Source organism: Paenibacillus sp. SORGH_AS_0306 (assembly GCF_030819345.1).
GTDB lineage: Bacteria > Bacillota > Bacilli > Paenibacillales > Paenibacillaceae > Saccharibacillus > Saccharibacillus kyungheensis.
Map to the genome: position 1 here is coordinate 4,580,659 of NZ_JAUTBP010000001.1, position 18,096 is coordinate 4,598,754.

Genomic DNA, 18,096 nt, shown 5'->3' on the forward strand with positions numbered 1-18,096 from the left:
AAGGGAGGTTAAGCTTAACATGGCGGAAGAAAAGATTTCGCAAATTAAAGATCGGGACATTGGTGTAGAAATGCGTGACTCCTTTATGGATTATGCAATGAGCATCATTGTAAGCCGGGCTTTGCCTGATGTACGTGACGGTTTGAAACCTGTGCATCGGCGTATATTATTTGCCATGTCAGAGCTTGGTATGGCTCCAGATAAACCGTATAAGAAATCAGCAAGAATCGTTGGTGAAGTTATTGGTAAGTATCACCCTCATGGTGATTCTGCGGTATACGAAACGATGGTACGGATGGCGCAAGATTTCTCTATGCGTTATATGTTAGTGGATGGTCATGGTAACTTTGGATCGATCGATGGTGATATGGCAGCAGCTATGCGTTATACAGAAGCTCGTTTGTCTAAAATTGCTATGGAAATGTTACGTGATATCAACAAAGAAACAATCGATTTTGCACCTAACTATGATGGTGAAGAAAAAGAGCCTATCGTTTTACCAGCTCGCTATCCTAACTTATTAGTAAATGGTGTGTCCGGTATTGCTGTAGGTATGGCTACCAATATTCCTCCGCATAATTTAGGCGAAGTTATAGATGGTGTACAAGCGATGATCCAGAATCCAGAGATTACTTCTATGGAACTGATGGATTATATTCAAGGGCCTGATTTCCCAACCTCTGGTTATATTTTAGGACGCTCTGGTATTCGTCAAGCGTACCAAACAGGTCGTGGATCGGTAACGATGCGTGCCAAAGCAACAATCGAGGAAAATAACAACAAAGCACGTATTGTAGTCAATGAATTACCTTATCAGGTCAACAAAGCTCGTTTAGTAGAGAAAATTGCTGAACTGGTACGTGAGAAAAGAATCGAAGGTATTACCGATCTACGTGATGAATCTGACCGTAACGGTATGCGTGTCGTTATTGAACTACGTCGTGATGTGAATCCAAGCGTAGTACTGAATAACTTGTACAAACACACAGCGATGCAATCTACATTTGGTGTGAATATGCTAGCTATCGTTAACAATGAACCTAAATTGCTAACTTTACGTGAAGTACTACATCACTATATTCAACATCAGATCGAAGTTATTCGTCGCCGTACACAATATGATCTCAAAAAAGCAGAAGCACGCGCTCATATTTTAGATGGTTTGCGTGTAGCTTTAGATAATCTAGATGAAGTTATCCGTATGATTCGTGCTTCCAATACAAGCGATGTTGCTCGTGAAAGTCTAATTGAGCGTTTTTCTCTTAGTCTAGAGCAAGCACAAGCGATTATGGATATGCGTCTACAACGTTTAACAGGACTAGAACGTGAGAAAATCGAGAACGAATACAATGAATTGTTAGTCAAAATTGCTGAATACCGCGAAATTTTGGCAAATGAAGATTTGGTTCTTGAAATTATCAGTACAGAGCTTAATGAAATCAAAGAACGTTTTGGTGATGAGCGCCGTACAGAAATCACAGTAGGCGAAGAAAGTATTCTGGATGAAGATTTGATACCGAAAGAAGAAGTTATTGTTACAGTAACGCATACCGGTTATATCAAACGCTCACCAGTTACAACGTTCCGTAGCCAAAAACGTGGTGGACGCGGTGTTATTGGGATGGATATGAAAGATACTGACTTTGTGCAGCATCTATTTGTAACCAACTCTCATAATCATCTGTTATTCTTTACAGACAAAGGTAAAGTATACCGCATCAAAGCCTATGAGATTCCTGAATTGGGACGTACAGCGCGTGGAACACCGGTTATCAACCTTATTCAGATTGAACAAGGGGAATCGGTTAACGCAGTCATTTCTGTAGAACAATTTGAAGGAGATCAACATCTATTCTTTGCAACCAAGCAAGGGGTCGTGAAAAAAACACGTCTGGATGATTACACCAATATCCGTAAAGGCGGTTTGATCGCAATCAATATGCGTGAAGATGATGAGCTGATTGAAGTCAAATTAACAGATGGCAAACAAGAGATTATCATGGGTACTTCTTATGGTATGTCTATTCGCTTCTCTGAAGGCAACGTTCGCCCTATGGGACGTAGTGCGACAGGTGTAAAAGGTATTACCCTCGATGAAGGCGATGCTGTCATTGGTATGGATATCGTTGATGATGATCAGAAAGTATTGATCGTTACATCGAAAGGTTACGGTAAACGTACACCAGGTTCTGACTACCGTATTCAGACACGCGGTGGTAAAGGAATCAAAACGATGAATGTAACCGATAAAAATGGTAAGTTAGCAGGTCTTAAAGTGGTTAAAGACGAAGAAGACCTAATGATTATCACAACAAGCGGAACATTGATTCGAATGGATATTGAAGGAATCTCTACGATGGGACGTAATACACAGGGTGTTAAACTGATTCATATTCGTGATGAAGATTCTGTAGCTACGATCTGCCGTACAGACAAAAACGAAGAAGACGAGTCACCAGATGATGAAGTATTTGCTGAAGATGCAATAGGTAGTAGAGAAGAGCAAGATACTTTGCAACCAGACGCTGAGCAAGAAATCGCTATCGATGATACAGAAGAAGCAGAATAATCTGTTTTAAATACGACAAAATAAAAAGAGAACTTTCTGAAAAAGAAAGTTCTCTTTTTTTATATCTATCCACTAAAAAATAGTTAAGAAGTTTACTAAATTAGATTGAAGAAATGACAAATACCGCATATAATAAGTCTAAGTAATCAAGTCTTTAGTCCCTATTTTGTACATAAATTTTTAGAACTAGCGAATAATGAAAAATGCGATCTAAAGGTTTTTAGTATCTTAAATAGAGTGAGGTTAATCCAATGCCAGCGATATTAATTGATGATGTAACACCAGGCGTACGAATTACACACGATGTATTCACAACTCAAGGCAATTTGCTTTTTCCTAAAGGCAAAACAGTCATGCCCAAAGATATAGAAATTTTGCGTGCTTTCTTAATAGAAGAAATTAATAATGGTAAAACACCAAAAGAAGAAATGAAGGCTTCTCCTGCTGAATCCAATACCACCAATGAAATAGGAGCAAAAGTCAAAGCATTACAAAAAGTGTTATCGTTTGAGAAAGACTATGAAAAGATGATTACTTTGCTTAAAAATGCTTTTCGGAATATGACAGCAACAGAAATCCCTGTTTTAGAATTACGCGGGCAGCTAGAAAAGCTATTACAATATACAAGAGAATACAATGTATTAACATTTTATCCAAAAGGTATGAACAAGCAAGATTACTGGTACCATAATGCAGTGCTGACCAGTCTTACTTCTTATAAAATTTCCAAATGGTTAGGACTTCCTGCTAATGAAGGAATGCAAGTCGCTTTTGCAGGGCTTTTCCATGATATCGGTAATGCCAAAATTGATTTGGATATTTTACAAAAGCCTTCCAAACTAACATCATCAGAAGTGGAAGAAATACGTAGACACACGATGTACGGCTACGAACTCCTCAAAAATGTTAAAGGCATTAGTGAAGGGGTACGTTTAGCAGCACTACAACATCATGAGAAAGTAGATGGATCAGGGTATCCACTTCGTCTACAGGCTGATCAGATTCATATCTATGCCAAAATTGTCGGAGTGGCCGATATATTTCATGCGATGACTCTTTCCAAAACGTACAGTCAGGCACAATCGCCCTATCTGGTATTGGAACAGATCGATGCTGAAGCATTTGGCAAATTAGATCCCAAAATCGTAACCACCTTTATTAGCAAAGTAACCCAGTTTCATAATGGCACAATGGTTCGCTTAAGTAACGGTCTAATAGGAGAGATCATTTTCTCTGATCGTTCACACCCTACTCGTCCCCTTGTTTCTGTAGATGGTAACATCTACAACTTAATAGAACATCGTCAGCTATTTATTCAGGAGATTATTAAAAGAAAAGAAACACTACAAAAAAATTAAAGAACATCTATACTATATACAATAGATAAAAGATATCTTATTAATAGAAGATACATTAAAATAGAGGGTAGTTCATTTGCTGTAATTCAGAAAGCAAACGAACTACCCTTTATCTATTTCAAGGAAGATAACAAACATCATCAAATAACAAGCCAAAAGCTAGTAAATACAAGCTTATAAATTATATTATTAAATTCTCAAAAAAAGTGTTGACTACACAATATGATACATGATATATTATAAAAGTTGTCACGAACGAACGACAATACAAGCAACACATCATACGAAAACAACTTGAAAAAACACTTCAAAAAAAGTGCTTGCCAAGTGGTTGAAAACATGATATGATATAAAAGTTGTCACCGAGAAACAAAGACAACGAAAAACGAAATGTTTGATCTTTGAAAACTGAACAACGAGTGAGTAATTGAAGGTCTTAGCCGACCTTTACAAATAGAGAACTTCGGTTCTCGCCAGTTTCAATTGAGCAAGTCAAACACTTTATGGAGAGTTTGATCCTGGCTCAGGACGAACGCTGGCGGCGTGCCTAATACATGCAAGTCGAGCGGAGTTGATGAGAAGCTTGCTTCTCTGATACTTAGCGGCGGACGGGTGAGTAACACGTAGGCAACCTGCCCTCAAGCTTGGGACAACTACCGGAAACGGTAGCTAATACCGAATACATGATTTGTTCGCCTGAACGAATCTGGAAAGACGGAGCAATCTGTCACTTGAGGATGGGCCTGCGGCGCATTAGCTAGTTGGTGAGGTAACGGCTCACCAAGGCGACGATGCGTAGCCGACCTGAGAGGGTGATCGGCCACACTGGGACTGAGACACGGCCCAGACTCCTACGGGAGGCAGCAGTAGGGAATCTTCCGCAATGGACGCAAGTCTGACGGAGCAACGCCGCGTGAGTGATGAAGGTTTTCGGATCGTAAAGCTCTGTTGCCAGGGAAGAACGTCCGGGTTAGTAACTGAACTCGGAGTGACGGTACCTGAGAAGAAAGCCCCGGCTAACTACGTGCCAGCAGCCGCGGTAATACGTAGGGGGCAAGCGTTGTCCGGAATTATTGGGCGTAAAGCGCGCGCAGGCGGCTTTTTAAGTCCGGTGTCACAGCCCAAGGCTCAACCTTGGGTCGCACTGGAAACTGGAGAGCTTGAGTACAGAAGAGGAAAGTGGAATTCCACGTGTAGCGGTGAAATGCGTAGAGATGTGGAGGAACACCAGTGGCGAAGGCGACTTTCTGGGCTGTAACTGACGCTGAGGCGCGAAAGCGTGGGGAGCAAACAGGATTAGATACCCTGGTAGTCCACGCCGTAAACGATGAATGCTAGGTGTTAGGGGTTTCGATACCCTTGGTGCCGAAGTTAACACATTAAGCATTCCGCCTGGGGAGTACGGTCGCAAGACTGAAACTCAAAGGAATTGACGGGGACCCGCACAAGCAGTGGAGTATGTGGTTTAATTCGAAGCAACGCGAAGAACCTTACCAAGTCTTGACATCCCTTTGACCGGACTAGAGATAGTCTTTTCCTTCGGGACAAAGGAGACAGGTGGTGCATGGTTGTCGTCAGCTCGTGTCGTGAGATGTTGGGTTAAGTCCCGCAACGAGCGCAACCCTTATGCTTAGTTGCCAGCACATCATGGTGGGCACTCTAAGCAGACTGCCGGTGACAAACCGGAGGAAGGTGGGGATGACGTCAAATCATCATGCCCCTTATGACTTGGGCTACACACGTACTACAATGGCCGGTACAACGGGAAGCAATATCGCAAGATGGAGCCAATCCTTAAAAGCCGGTCTCAGTTCGGATTGCAGGCTGCAACTCGCCTGCATGAAGTCGGAATTGCTAGTAATCGCGGATCAGCATGCCGCGGTGAATACGTTCCCGGGTCTTGTACACACCGCCCGTCACACCACGAGAGTTTGCAACACCCGAAGTCGGTGGGGTAACCGCAAGGAGCCAGCCGCCGAAGGTGGGGTAGATGATTGGGGTGAAGTCGTAACAAGGTAGCCGTATCGGAAGGTGCGGCTGGATCACCTCCTTTCTATGGAGAATCGTTTCCTGCAACGGAAACATTCGAACGTCTTTTCTTCGGGAAAGACAAACGCAGAGCACTTCGGTGGATCTGTGGTCACCCAAGTGGTGACACCACTCACTCGTTGTTCAGTTTTGAAAGAGTAAACCTCTTTCAGACTGTTGATCCTTGAAAACTGGATATCGAAAACGAAACATCGCGTTTTAGAAGGTTTCTTCTCTACAAACTGTGCAAACAGTGGTAGGCGAGAAATTGAAATACACCGTTTCTAGAAATAGAAACACTTAGGTTAAGCTACTAAGAGCACACGGTGGATGCCTAGGCGCTAGGAGCCGATGAAGGACGTGGCGAACAACGATAAGGCCTCGGGGAGCTGTAAGCAAGCTGTGATCCGGGGATGTCCGAATGGGGAAACCTAACTGGATTCATCTCCAGTTACTCACACCTGAATACATAGGGTGTGCAGAGGCAGACGAGGGGAACTGAAACATCTAAGTACCCTCAGGAACAGAAAACAAGAGTGATTCCGTCAGTAGCGGCGAGCGAACGCGGAACAGCCCAAACCAATGAGCTTGCTTGTTGGGGTTGTGGGACGTCTCTTTGGAGTTACAAAGGAAGATGGTAGGCGAAGAGGTCTGGAAAGGCCCGCAAGACAAGGTGAAAGCCCTGTAGCTAAAATCATCTTCTCTCCGAGACGGATCCCGAGTAGTGCGGGGCACGTGAAACCCCGTATGAATCTGCCAGGACCATCTGGTAAGGCTAAATACTCCCTAGCGACCGATAGTGAAGCAGTACCGTGAGGGAAAGGTGAAAAGGACCCCGGAAGGGGAGTGAAATAGAACCTGAAACCGTGTGCTTACAAAAAGTCAGAGCCCTATTACTGGGTGATGGCGTGCCTTTTGTAGAATGAACCGGCGAGTTACGTTCCCGTGCAAGGTTAAGGTGAAAAGCCGGAGCCGCAGCGAAAGCGAGTCTGAATAGGGCGACTAAGTACGTGGACGTAGACCCGAAACCAGGTGATCTACCCCTGTCCAGGGTGAAGGTACGGTAACACGTACTGGAGGCCCGAACCCACGCACGTTGAAAAGTGCGGGGATGAGGTGGGGGTAGCGGAGAAATTCCAATCGAACCTGGAGATAGCTGGTTCTCCCCGAAATAGCTTTAGGGCTAGCCTCGGAAGGTGAGTCGTGGAGGTAGAGCACTGATTGGATGCGGGGCCCGCAAGGGTTACCAAGTTCAGTCAAACTCCGAATGCCACAGACTTTATTCCGGGAGTCAGACAGTGAGTGCTAAGATCCATTGTCGAAAGGGAAACAGCCCAGACCATCAGCTAAGGTCCCCAAGTGTGTGTTAAGTGGGAAAGGATGTGAAGTTGCACAGACAACCAGGATGTTGGCTTAGAAGCAGCCACCATTGAAAGAGTGCGTAATAGCTCACTGGTCGAGTGACTTTGCGCCGAAAATGTAACGGGGCTAAACACACCACCGAAGCTATGGCTTGATACATTTGTATCAGGGGTAGGGGAGCGTTGAATGAAGATTGAAGGTGTACCGCAAGGAGCGCTGGACCTCATTCAAGTGAGAATGCCGGTATGAGTAACGAAAAGATCAGTGAGAATCTGATCCGCCGAAAACCCAAGGATTCCTGAGGAAGGCTCGTCCTCTCAGGGTAAGTCGGGACCTAAGGCGAGGCCGAAAGGCGTAGTCGACGGACAACAGGTTGAAATTCCTGTACCACCGAAAGCCGTTATGAGCAATGGGATGACGCAGGAGGATAGTGACGCGGACTGATGGATGTCCGTTCAAGCAGTGAGGCTGGTATGTAGGCAAATCCGCATACCGCAAGGCCAGGCTGTGATGAGGAGCGAAAATTGTAGTAGCGAAGGTCATGATTTCACACTGCCAAGAAAAGTCTCTAGCCAGGAAGCAGGTGCCCGTACCGTAAACCGACACAGGTGGGTGAGAAGAGAATTCTAAGGCGCGCGGAAGAACTCTCGTTAAGGAACTCGGCAAAATGACCCCGTAACTTCGGGAGAAGGGGTGCCCCGGTAGTGTGAATAGCACGAGGGGGCCGCAGTGAAAAGGCCCAAGCGACTGTTTAGCAAAAACACAGGTCTGTGCGAAGCCGCAAGGCGAAGTATACGGGCTGACGCCTGCCCGGTGCTGGAAGGTTAAGGGGAGTGGTTAGCGCAAGCGAAGCTATGAACCGAAGCCCCAGTAAACGGCGGCCGTAACTATAACGGTCCTAAGGTAGCGAAATTCCTTGTCAGGTAAATTCTGACCCGCACGAATGGCGTAACGATTTGGGCGCTGTCTCAACGAGAGATCCGGTGAAATTTTAATACCTGTGAAGATGCAGGTTACCCGCGACAAGACGGAAAGACCCCATGGAGCTTTACTGCAACTTGATATTGAACTGGGGTGCGATTTGTACAGGATAGGTGGGAGCCGTAGACATCGGAGCGCAAGCTTCGGTTGAGGCGCCGTTGGGATACCACCCTGATCGCATTTGAGTTCTAACCTCGTACCGTGATCCGGTACAGGGACCGTGTCAGGTGGGCAGTTTGACTGGGGCGGTCGCCTCCTAAAGTGTAACGGAGGCGCCCTAAGGTTCCCTCAGAATGGTTGGAAATCATTCGAAGAGTGTAAAGGCATAAGGGAGCTTGACTGCGAGACAGACACGTCGAGCAGGGACGAAAGTCGGGCTTAGTGATCCGGTGGTACCGCATGGAAGGGCCATCGCTCAACGGATAAAAGCTACCCTGGGGATAACAGGCTTATCTCCCCCAAGAGTCCACATCGACGGGGAGGTTTGGCACCTCGATGTCGGCTCATCGCATCCTGGGGCTGAAGTAGGTCCCAAGGGTTGGGCTGTTCGCCCATTAAAGCGGTACGCGAGCTGGGTTCAGAACGTCGTGAGACAGTTCGGTCCCTATCTGTCGTGGGCGTAGGAAATTTGAGAGGAGCTGTCCTTAGTACGAGAGGACCGGGATGGACGCACCGCTGGTGTACCAGTTGTTCCGCCAGGAGCATCGCTGGGTAGCTACGTGCGGAAGGGATAAGCGCTGAAAGCATCTAAGCGTGAAGCCCCCCTCAAGATGAGATTTCCCAGTATGTAAGACCCCTTGTAGACGACGAGGTGGATAGGTTGGGGGTGGAAGTGCCGCAAGGCATGGAGCTGACCAATACTAATCGGTCGAGGGCTTATCCAATAAGCTAACACGCGATGGTTTTCGTTTTCGGATTCAGTTTTCAGGGAGCAACACACCTGCCTGTTTGGTAATGATGGCGGAGGGGTTCCACACGTACCCATCCCGAACACGACCGTTAAGCCCTCCAGCGCCGATGGTACTTGGACCGCAGGGTCCTGGGAGAGTAGGACGTTGCCAAGCAACGCGCAAGACCGAAAAGAGTGATTCCTGATTGTAGGAGTCGCTCTTTTTTTGTGTATAAAAGGATGGAAACCATGGTGTGGGAACAAGTCTGGTGAACAGGGTGGAGGGAACGAGGTATAAATGGTTTACTACTGCTGTTGTAGGTGAGGAATGTGCAAAGTCTGGTGGCTGGGTCGCTTCGTCTGATGAGTTTGTCTAACCTTTTTGAAGTCGTGTTCTATTAGTCTATGCTTTATACCTTTGTCTCTCTAACGTAACGTTTCTCCTACTCATTCTCACTTTCCTTCATTTCTATGTACTGTGGTGTTCTTTTCTCTCTACTGATACGGCTCTGCCTAAATGCTGTCCTTCTCTTCCCCTACTGCCGTTTGTGATCTCCTGATAGTACATAGATTGTAAAGTAGTCTGGTCTTTTGCTTTAGGTTTGTGGAGTATCTTTCATTAGATATCTTTTGCTCTGCATTTTCTCATGCTCTTTACTTTTATTCAAGAGTTAGAACACAGGATGAATGATTCTAAAAGGCTATGCTATAGCTTCATAAGAGCTTTAATAATGCTTCAATAGAGTGTTACATATCTTAAACTAGCCCTGATTGTAGGCTTGGGAAACATGTTTAGATACATCTTTTGATCAATATTTACTCAATAATAGAGAGAATATATAAGATTTTGTATCTTCATTTCGTGGAAGTGTAACTGTTTTGTTACAGAAGTTGTTGAAACAACAGTTATAATAGAGACAAGTAATAGATAGGTCTAAGGTCATGATAGCGAAAAAAAGTTATTTTAATGTATTATTTAAAAATATCTAAAAAATAATTAAAGCGTAATTGCGTACTGCATAAAGATGTATAATGTATAATTATACATCTTGCCAATGAAGATATTCATTAATGTCTAATGGAGTAAAAAATAACTTTAATAATACTGGATGATTGTTTTAGTTAGGGGGACGATGTGATGTGGGGGAAAAGCAAACATCGAATATGGAATATATTATGGGTAGGCGTTTTTTTAGGGATATTAGCAGGTTGTTCTCAATCTAATATTTCTTGGACTCATTATCAAGGTGCTTTTGTAGAGTCTAGCTTTCCTATTCCAGAAGAAGTGAAAGAGATGGATACCATTATTAATAATAGTAAAATGAATTATGTACGTTATGAGTTACCAGGTATCGAATCTTCTACTTTGCCAGAAGCATATATGCAAGAAATTAAAAACTGGGGCTGGAAGCAACAACAGGAGAGTATAGGTGAAAGTAATACCAATTTTGTATTTATTCAAGGGGATCGCACGTTACAATTGGTATTGCAGAAAAATTACTTAACCGTCATTGTACCTGATAAAAGTTCAAGAGCACCTATTGCTGAAGCTACCATTAACCCGTAATATGCCGAAATGAATAGAGTGAGTATGCTTTATCTAAGCTATAAAATGCAAATAAAAAGTAACATCAAAAAAACGGTATCTTTTGACAAAGAGATACCGTTTTTGATGTGTATTCTGTGTAATTGTTATTGATCTTTAAGCATTGTTACCATTGTTACTGACCTTTAAGCTATGAATGCTAGGAATAGGTGTGAGTAACTGGAGATGAATCCAGTTAGGTTTCCCCATATAGATAGCAGACAGCTTAGTTGTTAAAAAGAGAGCAATGCTTACTAATTACTATAATGGTGGGTAGCTAATGACTATAATGCTAACTACTATAATAGAGAATAGTTTGATTTTATTATTCATGCACTATCGCTACAGGAATCGAATCTTAATACTGTATTAGCTTATTGAATATTTGGCTGGAACATTTTATTGATAGCTTTAACTAATATATAATTGTTGAGCACTATTGAGTATTGTTTTGAGCATGACTACGTACTATAAATAAAGAATGAGTATAGTGCTGAAGCTACTGAATATAATAAGATACTTCTTCCTTTGTCAATTTGATAATGCCATCTTTACGTTTACGGAATAAACGAATTAAGATAATCAAACGAGGTAAGCAGAACCAAATATGCCACATGACTAAAGAGATTGAGAAGTCGAGTGGAAGCCACATACACAAAATAGCGGCAAAGCAAAATCCGATCCACGTTGTATGTAATAACACTCTGCGGAATGTAGAATAGCCCATAAATTGATCTGGTAAATAACCGATCCAGGGAAATTGGATTTGAAATTTCCAACGTTTACGTAAGTGATTAACGGTCATGATCAATACAGAGCGAGAAATCACATATTGAATCCATAACACTAAAGGAAAAGAAAGTAGCCAAAATCCAATACTAGACCATGAGAAGTAATAAAGCTCAATCATTAACGTGACAATAGGTACTAATAAATAAATCCAGTTCCACATTCTAGTGACTGGCCATTTTTTAATAAGTTGGTATTGATAAAATGTTGCATTTTGTTGAGCTTCTGTTACCATTCAATGCGCCCCTCCTTTTAGTGATGATTTGCTACTAAGATTACAATATAGAAATGTTTATTTTTGATAGCATTAGTAATAAGCGTTATTTATTGAAGTGACTGGTTGTTATCATTATATCGGTCAAATATGTACCTTTTGAAATACACGAGCTTAAATTATAAGTCTTTTTGTAGATCGAAGCGAAGTTGAGACGATATCTGTTATTTTGATTATAATAAGAATAGGGAACAATACACAATAAATATTATAGGAATGACAATATGAACAATAAATGGATACCTTCTACAACGAAACAATGCAAAGCTCCTCTATATGATGCTTTATCTCGTTATGCTTCTTCTACTCAGAAAAGCTTCCATGTGCCAGGACACAAAAATGGGATGATCTATACTGATGTACTCAAGCAAATGACCGGGGCAGATTTGTTCCATTCTGTATTGCAATGGGATGTTACTGAAATTAGTGGTACAGATGACCTTCATCATCCTGAAGGAGTTATTCAAGAAGCCCAACAGTTAGCAGCACAATGTTTTGGAGCTGAAGAAAGTCATTTTCTTATAGGTGGAAGTACAGTTGGTAACTTAGCTCTTATTTTAACAGTATGTAGTCATCCTGGTGATATCATTATTGTACAGCGTAATGTCCATAAATCTGTTCTGAACGGATTGATGATGGCAGGAGCGAAAGCAGTCTTTTTAACGCCAGAGATAGATCAAACAAGTGGTTTGGCTGTAATTCCTAGTATTGAAAATATAGAAGCAGCTCTTACACAATATCCTACTGCTAGAGCTGTTTTTCTTTCGTCTCCTAATTATTATGGCATGGGGAAAGACTTGAGTGATATTGCTGCTACTTGTCATCGGTATGAGATACCACTGTTGGTAGATGAAGCGCATGGAGCACATTATGGTCATCATCAGCGTTTTCCTATTAGTGCACTCAATGCCGGTGCAGATGGTGTGGTGCAATCCACTCACAAAATGTTATCGTCGATGACGATGAGTGCTATGTTACATGTACAGGGTGATTTGCTTACTCGTTCTTTATTAAAGCAGCGATTAACTATGATTCAGAGTTCAAGCCCTTCGTATCCGTTGATGGCTTCTTTAGACCTGAGTCGTTATATATTAGATTGTTATGGAGAACAAGTCTTTGCTAAAGGGTTACAAGCTAGAGATATTTTTATTGATGAATTAGCGCGTTATCAAAGATTTGGTTATTTATTGTGCTCCGAGGAATATTATACACAAGATCCTTTTAAAGTGGTGATCTACGATCGGAACGGTTATTTATCTGGCGAAGTCTTGCAAGAACGGTTAGAGTATTATGGATGTGTGCCTGAGATGAGTGATGATCGATATGTTGTATTGGTATTTAGTATGGGTTCAACGTTAGACGATAGTTATTGTCTGTTAGAAGCTCTGGCAAAGATTGCTCAAGAACCCCTGCAATCTATTGTGATAGGTGATACAAATGATATAGATCAAGATACTATTCCTACCCTATTAGAGCTTACAGACTGTTCTGAGGTCACAAATGATAGTCATGCAGAGCAGAGAGAACAGAAAGTGTATATAGATTCCAATTTATCGACTATATCTGAGCCTATCTTATTTACAATGACACCGATTGATGAAGACAAAATAGAAGTTATTGCTCTAGAACAAGCAGAAGGACGAATATGTGCAGAAATGGTGATTCCTTACCCTCCAGGCATTCCGATTTTGTATGCAGGAGAAACGATCCATCCATCTGTATATGCTAAACTATTAACGTTACGAACACATGGTCATAAAATACAAGGCACTGCTGATGCTACATTAAATACATTACGTGTCTATCAATAGAGGTCTACCGCGAAGTAGTCTGCAGAAAGCAGGAATAAGAATGAAATCAAAAGGTTTGTTTATTGTGTTAGAAGGTATGGATGGTAGTGGCAAAACAAGTCAGCTTGAACATATTAAACGTTACTTGAACGAACAAGGGATAGATTTTTTATCAACTCGTGAACCGGGAGGAATCTCTGTTTCTGAACAGATTCGTGAAGTGATTTTGAATGTAGATAATGATATGAGTGGTCTAACCGAGTGTCTGTTATACGCTAGTGCTAGAAGAGAACATTTAATTCAGAAAGTGATTCCTGCCTTAAATGATGGACGAATCGTTATCTGTGATCGGTATGTGATGTCTTCTTTGGCTTATCAAGGATATGGACGTGAACTGGGTAAAGCTGTACTGGATATTAATCAATTGGCTATTGATGTAGATGGGCAGCAGTACTGGGCGGATATGAATATCTATATTGATGTGAAGCCAGAAGTAGGATTAGAACGCATTATGTCCAAATCAGGTGAACGTGAAGTCAACCGGCTTGATCTGGAGACGCTGGAATTTCATCATCGGGTACATAAAGGATATATGGAACTGTCCGAGCAACATGCAGAGCAGTTTGTAATGATCAATGGTGAACAAGATGAACACAGTGTTTTTGGCGATATTAAGCAGGTATTGGATCAGTTGATTCAAGCTTACCGTGTATAACAATAAGGAATATGCTTCTGATTTGGGGCAGTCGGTTACAATATGAATAAAGAGTAAATAGAGGTATTATTCGTATAGATGTCGAATAAACTAAACAGGGCTAGGTGCCTTACAGATCTGTAAAAGGAGGGCTATTATAATGAAACTGATTATTGCGATCGTGCAAGATAAAGATAGTAACCGTCTATCAGGCGAATTGGTAAAAGCTAATTTTCGGGCTACCAAACTAGCGAGTACGGGTGGATTTCTACGTGCTGGAAATACAACATTTATGATTGGTGTTGATGATAGCCAGATCGAAGCTGTTATGGAAGTCATTCGTAATAGTTGTAAAATTCGTGAGCAACTGGTTACCCCGGTAACTCCGATGAGCGGTACAACCGATTCGTATCTTCCATTGCCAGTAGAAGTACAGGTGGGTGGCGCTACTGTATTCGTTATGCCTGTTGAACGCTTTGAGCATTTCTAAAAAAGTTTTTGATTTTATTTCAAAAAATACGCAAAAATCGTTATATCTTCAAACATAATAGAATAATAAAGAGTATAATTAAGAAATAAACAGAGGATCGGTTACGTTATTGAGAACCGGTCCGTCTTTATTATCTGCTACAAATCGGTTATCGTTCGACAAGCTAATACGTAAAAATTGAAGTTTTTTCATTTTACTATTCGCAAATCGTAACATTTGAACGATACTAATTAATAACGACTCTGTTTAGCAACTGCTAATTGATATATACAAAACCAAGCATGTATAAAGGAAGTCTGGACTTTACAGCTAGAAGTCTAATGCCAGCAAAGAAAGGAAGAGAATAATGAAAATCAACCCCGGTTATCCTCCATTAAAAAGTAATCCTATCGTATCGGATACTCCTAATAAAGTTGTACAACAACGGAACTTTTCAGATGTTCTTCATAATCATGGTGCTCAAGCAACACATGATGATATCCAACGTCAATTTAAAGAAATTCAAATGCAGGGTGACCGGCTTGCGAAATCAATGACACTACGCGAACTCAAATCGTATCAAATGTTAGTAAAACGCTTTTTGGAAGATACGGTTCGTCGCGGTGTTAAAGTGAAAGAAACACAAAGCTTTGATCGTCGGGGTCGGGGCAAAAAGTATAAATTGTTAGATGAAGTCGATTCCATGTTGCTAAGTATGGCTGAAGAATTGCTTCAAAGTGAAGAAGGAAGAATAGAATTATTGCAGCGGATGGGCGAAATTCGCGGTATGCTGATTAATTTTCTATATTAAGAAAGTAAAATAGATGTGTTGAAGTGTGTGGTTCAGTAAGGAGGCACCATGTCTTTTCAAGAAATTATCGGGCAAGATATTGCCAAGCAGATGTTACAGAACGGTCTGCGTAGTCAAAAGATTTCTCATGCGTATTTGTTTAGCGGCCCAGCAGGTAGCGGACAAATGAAAATGGCTAACAGCTTTGCTCAAGCTTTGGTATGTATTCATAAAGGTGATGAAGCCTGTGGAGAATGTATACAATGTCGTAAAATGAAAAATGGAAATCATCCTGATTTTCATGTGATCGAGCCGGATGGTGCTTCGATTAAAATTGAGCAAATCCGCGATATTCAGCGGATTTTTTCGTATCGTTCAGAATCGGGAAACCGTAAAATATATATTATTAAAGATGCAGATAAAATGACGATACAAGCGTCTAATAGTCTGTTAAAATTTTTAGAAGAACCACCAGCACCAGCGGTAGCTATCCTTTTAACAGAAAATGCACAGTCAGTATTACCTACGATTCGTTCTCGTACACAACCTATAGTATTTACGCCACCTGATCCTCAGAAAATGGCTCAAATCTTAGGAGATGAAGGATTTCCAATGCCTTTAGTACGATGTGTTGTTCATATTGCGTCTGATCTAGATGAATGCCGAGAATTGCTAGCAGAGAATTGGTTTGCAGAAATCAGAAACGTAATGTTACAATTAGGGAAGGAATCCGCAGGTAGAGGGAGTATGAGCCTTATTACTGCTCAGCAAAAGCTGTTTAAAGGCGGACTTGGAGATCATATTGAGCCTGTATTTGATCTTTTCCACTTATGGTTTAAGGATATGATTCATATCCAGATTGGAAGGCACGAGAGTATCGTTTTTATAGATCAGTTAGAGTCTCTCTCCAAAGTGGCTACCACTCGTGATATGCAGCATTGGATATCTTGTATGTCGCTTGCTGCTGAGTGTAAGAAAATGCTTCGTTCTCATGTGAATCCACAGTTATGCATGGAGCAATTTCTTATAGGCGTTAGCGGTTGAAGGAGCTTCATCACAGACCGGACGGTGTATAACATCATGCGGAGCGCACAAGCTTAACAACGCACACTTTTTGAATACGTCATGTCAGGTGAACACAAGAAGTAATTCTTCAGATCGGAATTTTTGCCGTAGAGTTGAAAAACGGTATTGGCAAATGAGGGGGCTTATCTTTTGTATAGTGTAGTAGGAGTCCGCTTTAAAAAAGCGGGTAAAATATATTATTTCGATCCGTTAGACTTTCCAGTCGAAAGTGAACAACACGTTATTGTAGAAACTGCACGTGGGATTGAATATGGTAAAGTAGTGATTGGCAAAAAAGAGGTAAATGAGTCGGATGTTGTTCTTCCTTTGAAAAAAGTGATTCGGATTGCAGAAGATCATGATGCTCAAGTGGTAGAAGAAAATCGGATCGCAGCTAAAAATGCTTTTACGACCTGTTTGAACAAAATCAGAGAGCATGAGCTGAAAATGAAACTTGTCGATGTAGAATTTACATTTGATCGCAATAAAATCATTTTCTATTTTACAGCAGAAGGTCGAGTCGATTTTCGAGAACTGGTTAAAGATTTAGCAAGCATTTTCCGTACACGTATCGAATTACGTCAAATCGGTGTACGTGATGAAGCTAAAATGCTAGGCGGTATAGGCCCTTGTGGACGTATTCTATGCTGTTCTTCCTGGTTAGGCGATTTTGAGCCAGTATCAATCAAAATGGCTAAAGATCAAAGCTTGTCCTTGAATCCGACCAAGATTTCTGGATTGTGTGGACGTCTAATGTGTTGTCTTAAATTCGAGCATGATAATTATGAGAGCGTGAAGGAAGAACTTCCGGCTATCGGTAAATTTGTCGTCACTTCGCTAGGCGATGGTAAAGTGGTCGGTATCAATGCCGGTTCGCGTACTGTACATGTTCAGATCTTTGATATCAGTAAAGTCAAAGAACTGCCATTGGATGACGTGGTCGTGAAGTAAACCCGATCAAGGCTGCTTTTGAGGTGGGAACTTGGAGAAGAAAAATCTTTTTACACACATTCACGAATTGGAAACAAAGATGGATCATATGCATGGCGATATGGGTAAAATGAAGCAAGCTGTGAAAGAGCTGTTAGAAGAAAATCAACGTCTAAGTACTGAAAATGAACAATTGCGTCGTGTTCTGAAAAAAGAAGTTCCTGTTATCGAACCTAAATCGGTAGGAACGTACTCTTCTAAATTGTATTCAGACTTACCTGATCTAGAAGTGGTTGGAGAAGGTTATGATAATCTGGCACGTATTTATCACGAAGGCTTCCATATCTGTAATGTGTATTATGGACATTTGCGTACAGAAGGCGATTGCTTGTTCTGCCTTTCTTTTTTGAATAAATCTGAATAGTATCATTATCCAAACCGCGGACAGCAACATGCCGCGGTTTTTATATAGTATCGATGTAAAAGCGCATGATCATTTCTAAAGAAAGCAAGATCAGAAAGG

At 41.7% G+C, this 18,096-nt stretch carries 11 protein-coding genes and 3 rRNA genes; 13 read left to right on the plus strand and 1 reads right to left on the minus strand.

The window, feature by feature from the left end; all coding sequences use genetic code 11:
* Positions 1 to 19 precede the first annotated feature (19 nt).
* From gyrA to QE450_RS20285, 6 genes are all read left to right on the plus strand, one after another.
* Positions 20 to 2,569, plus strand: a complete 2,550-nt coding sequence (gyrA, locus tag QE450_RS20260) for a DNA gyrase subunit A (protein WP_307301695.1) — start codon at positions 20 to 22, stop codon at positions 2,567 to 2,569.
* A gap of 251 nt (positions 2,570 to 2,820) precedes the next feature.
* Positions 2,821 to 3,927, plus strand: a complete 1,107-nt coding sequence (locus tag QE450_RS20265; protein ID WP_307301697.1) for an HD-GYP domain-containing protein — start codon at positions 2,821 to 2,823, stop codon at positions 3,925 to 3,927.
* Between the two features lie 500 nt (positions 3,928 to 4,427).
* Positions 4,428 to 5,980 (plus strand): 16S ribosomal RNA (locus QE450_RS20270).
* Between the two features lie 278 nt (positions 5,981 to 6,258).
* Positions 6,259 to 9,182 (plus strand): 23S ribosomal RNA (locus QE450_RS20275).
* Positions 9,183 to 9,245: 63 nt separating this feature from the next.
* A 5S ribosomal RNA gene (gene rrf / locus QE450_RS20280) occupies positions 9,246 to 9,362 on the plus strand.
* Together the 16S, 23S and 5S rRNA genes form the textbook arrangement of a ribosomal RNA operon.
* A 963-nt stretch (positions 9,363 to 10,325) precedes the next feature.
* Positions 10,326 to 10,754 carry a hypothetical protein gene (locus QE450_RS20285; RefSeq protein WP_307301699.1) on the plus strand — a complete coding sequence of 143 codons (429 nt, stop codon included), beginning with the start codon at positions 10,326 to 10,328 and terminating at the stop codon, positions 10,752 to 10,754.
* A gap of 517 nt (positions 10,755 to 11,271) precedes the next feature.
* Here QE450_RS20285 and QE450_RS20290 read toward each other — a convergent pair.
* A complete protein-coding gene (locus QE450_RS20290; protein ID WP_307301701.1) occupies positions 11,272 to 11,796 on the minus strand; it encodes a hypothetical protein in 525 nt (174 codons plus the stop codon).
* A 263-nt stretch (positions 11,797 to 12,059) separates the two neighbouring features.
* Between QE450_RS20290 and QE450_RS20295 the strand changes: the two genes are divergently transcribed.
* The 7 genes from QE450_RS20295 to yabA all read left to right on the plus strand — a co-directional run bounded on the left by QE450_RS20295 (position 12,060) and on the right by yabA (position 17,997).
* Entirely contained in the window at positions 12,060 to 13,646 is a 1,587-nt protein-coding gene (locus tag QE450_RS20295) for an aminotransferase class I/II-fold pyridoxal phosphate-dependent enzyme (RefSeq protein ID WP_307301703.1), read from the plus strand.
* A gap of 40 nt (positions 13,647 to 13,686) precedes the next feature.
* Positions 13,687 to 14,340: a dTMP kinase gene (tmk, locus tag QE450_RS20300; RefSeq protein ID WP_307301705.1), complete on the plus strand. Its 654-nt coding sequence runs from the start codon at positions 13,687 to 13,689 to the stop codon at positions 14,338 to 14,340.
* A gap of 139 nt (positions 14,341 to 14,479) precedes the next feature.
* The gene (locus QE450_RS20305) at positions 14,480 to 14,809 is read left to right on the plus strand and encodes a cyclic-di-AMP receptor (protein ID WP_069326055.1); all 330 of its coding nucleotides are present in this window, start codon (positions 14,480 to 14,482) and stop codon (positions 14,807 to 14,809) included.
* A gap of 346 nt (positions 14,810 to 15,155) precedes the next feature.
* Positions 15,156 to 15,599: a YaaR family protein gene (locus tag QE450_RS20310; RefSeq protein WP_273614309.1), complete on the plus strand. Its 444-nt coding sequence runs from the start codon at positions 15,156 to 15,158 to the stop codon at positions 15,597 to 15,599.
* Positions 15,600 to 15,647: 48 nt separating this feature from the next.
* Positions 15,648 to 16,622 carry a DNA polymerase III subunit delta' gene (gene holB, locus QE450_RS20315; protein WP_273614310.1) on the plus strand — a complete coding sequence of 325 codons (975 nt, stop codon included), beginning with the start codon at positions 15,648 to 15,650 and terminating at the stop codon, positions 16,620 to 16,622.
* Positions 16,623 to 16,793: 171 nt separating this feature from the next.
* Positions 16,794 to 17,594, plus strand: a complete 801-nt coding sequence (locus QE450_RS20320) for a PSP1 domain-containing protein (protein WP_069326058.1) — start codon at positions 16,794 to 16,796, stop codon at positions 17,592 to 17,594.
* Between the two features lie 31 nt (positions 17,595 to 17,625).
* The gene (yabA, locus tag QE450_RS20325; protein WP_204827289.1) at positions 17,626 to 17,997 is read left to right on the plus strand and encodes a DNA replication initiation control protein YabA; all 372 of its coding nucleotides are present in this window, start codon (positions 17,626 to 17,628) and stop codon (positions 17,995 to 17,997) included.
* Positions 17,998 to 18,096 lie beyond the last annotated feature (99 nt).

Coding starts and splice junctions, on each gene's coding strand:
- QE450_RS20285 (WP_307301699.1), top strand. CDS start 10,326: ATGTGGGGGAAAAGCAAACATCGAATATGGAATATATTATGGGTAGGC.
- gyrA (WP_307301695.1), top strand. CDS start 20: ATGGCGGAAGAAAAGATTTCGCAAATTAAAGATCGGGACATTGGTGTA.
- QE450_RS20305 (WP_069326055.1), top strand. CDS start 14,480: ATGAAACTGATTATTGCGATCGTGCAAGATAAAGATAGTAACCGTCTA.
- QE450_RS20310 (WP_273614309.1), top strand. CDS start 15,156: ATGAAAATCAACCCCGGTTATCCTCCATTAAAAAGTAATCCTATCGTA.
- tmk (WP_307301705.1), top strand. CDS start 13,687: ATGAAATCAAAAGGTTTGTTTATTGTGTTAGAAGGTATGGATGGTAGT.
- holB (WP_273614310.1), top strand. CDS start 15,648: ATGTCTTTTCAAGAAATTATCGGGCAAGATATTGCCAAGCAGATGTTA.
- QE450_RS20290 (WP_307301701.1), bottom strand. CDS start 11,796: ATGGTAACAGAAGCTCAACAAAATGCAACATTTTATCAATACCAACTT.
- QE450_RS20295 (WP_307301703.1), top strand. CDS start 12,060: ATGAACAATAAATGGATACCTTCTACAACGAAACAATGCAAAGCTCCT.
- QE450_RS20265 (WP_307301697.1), top strand. CDS start 2,821: ATGCCAGCGATATTAATTGATGATGTAACACCAGGCGTACGAATTACA.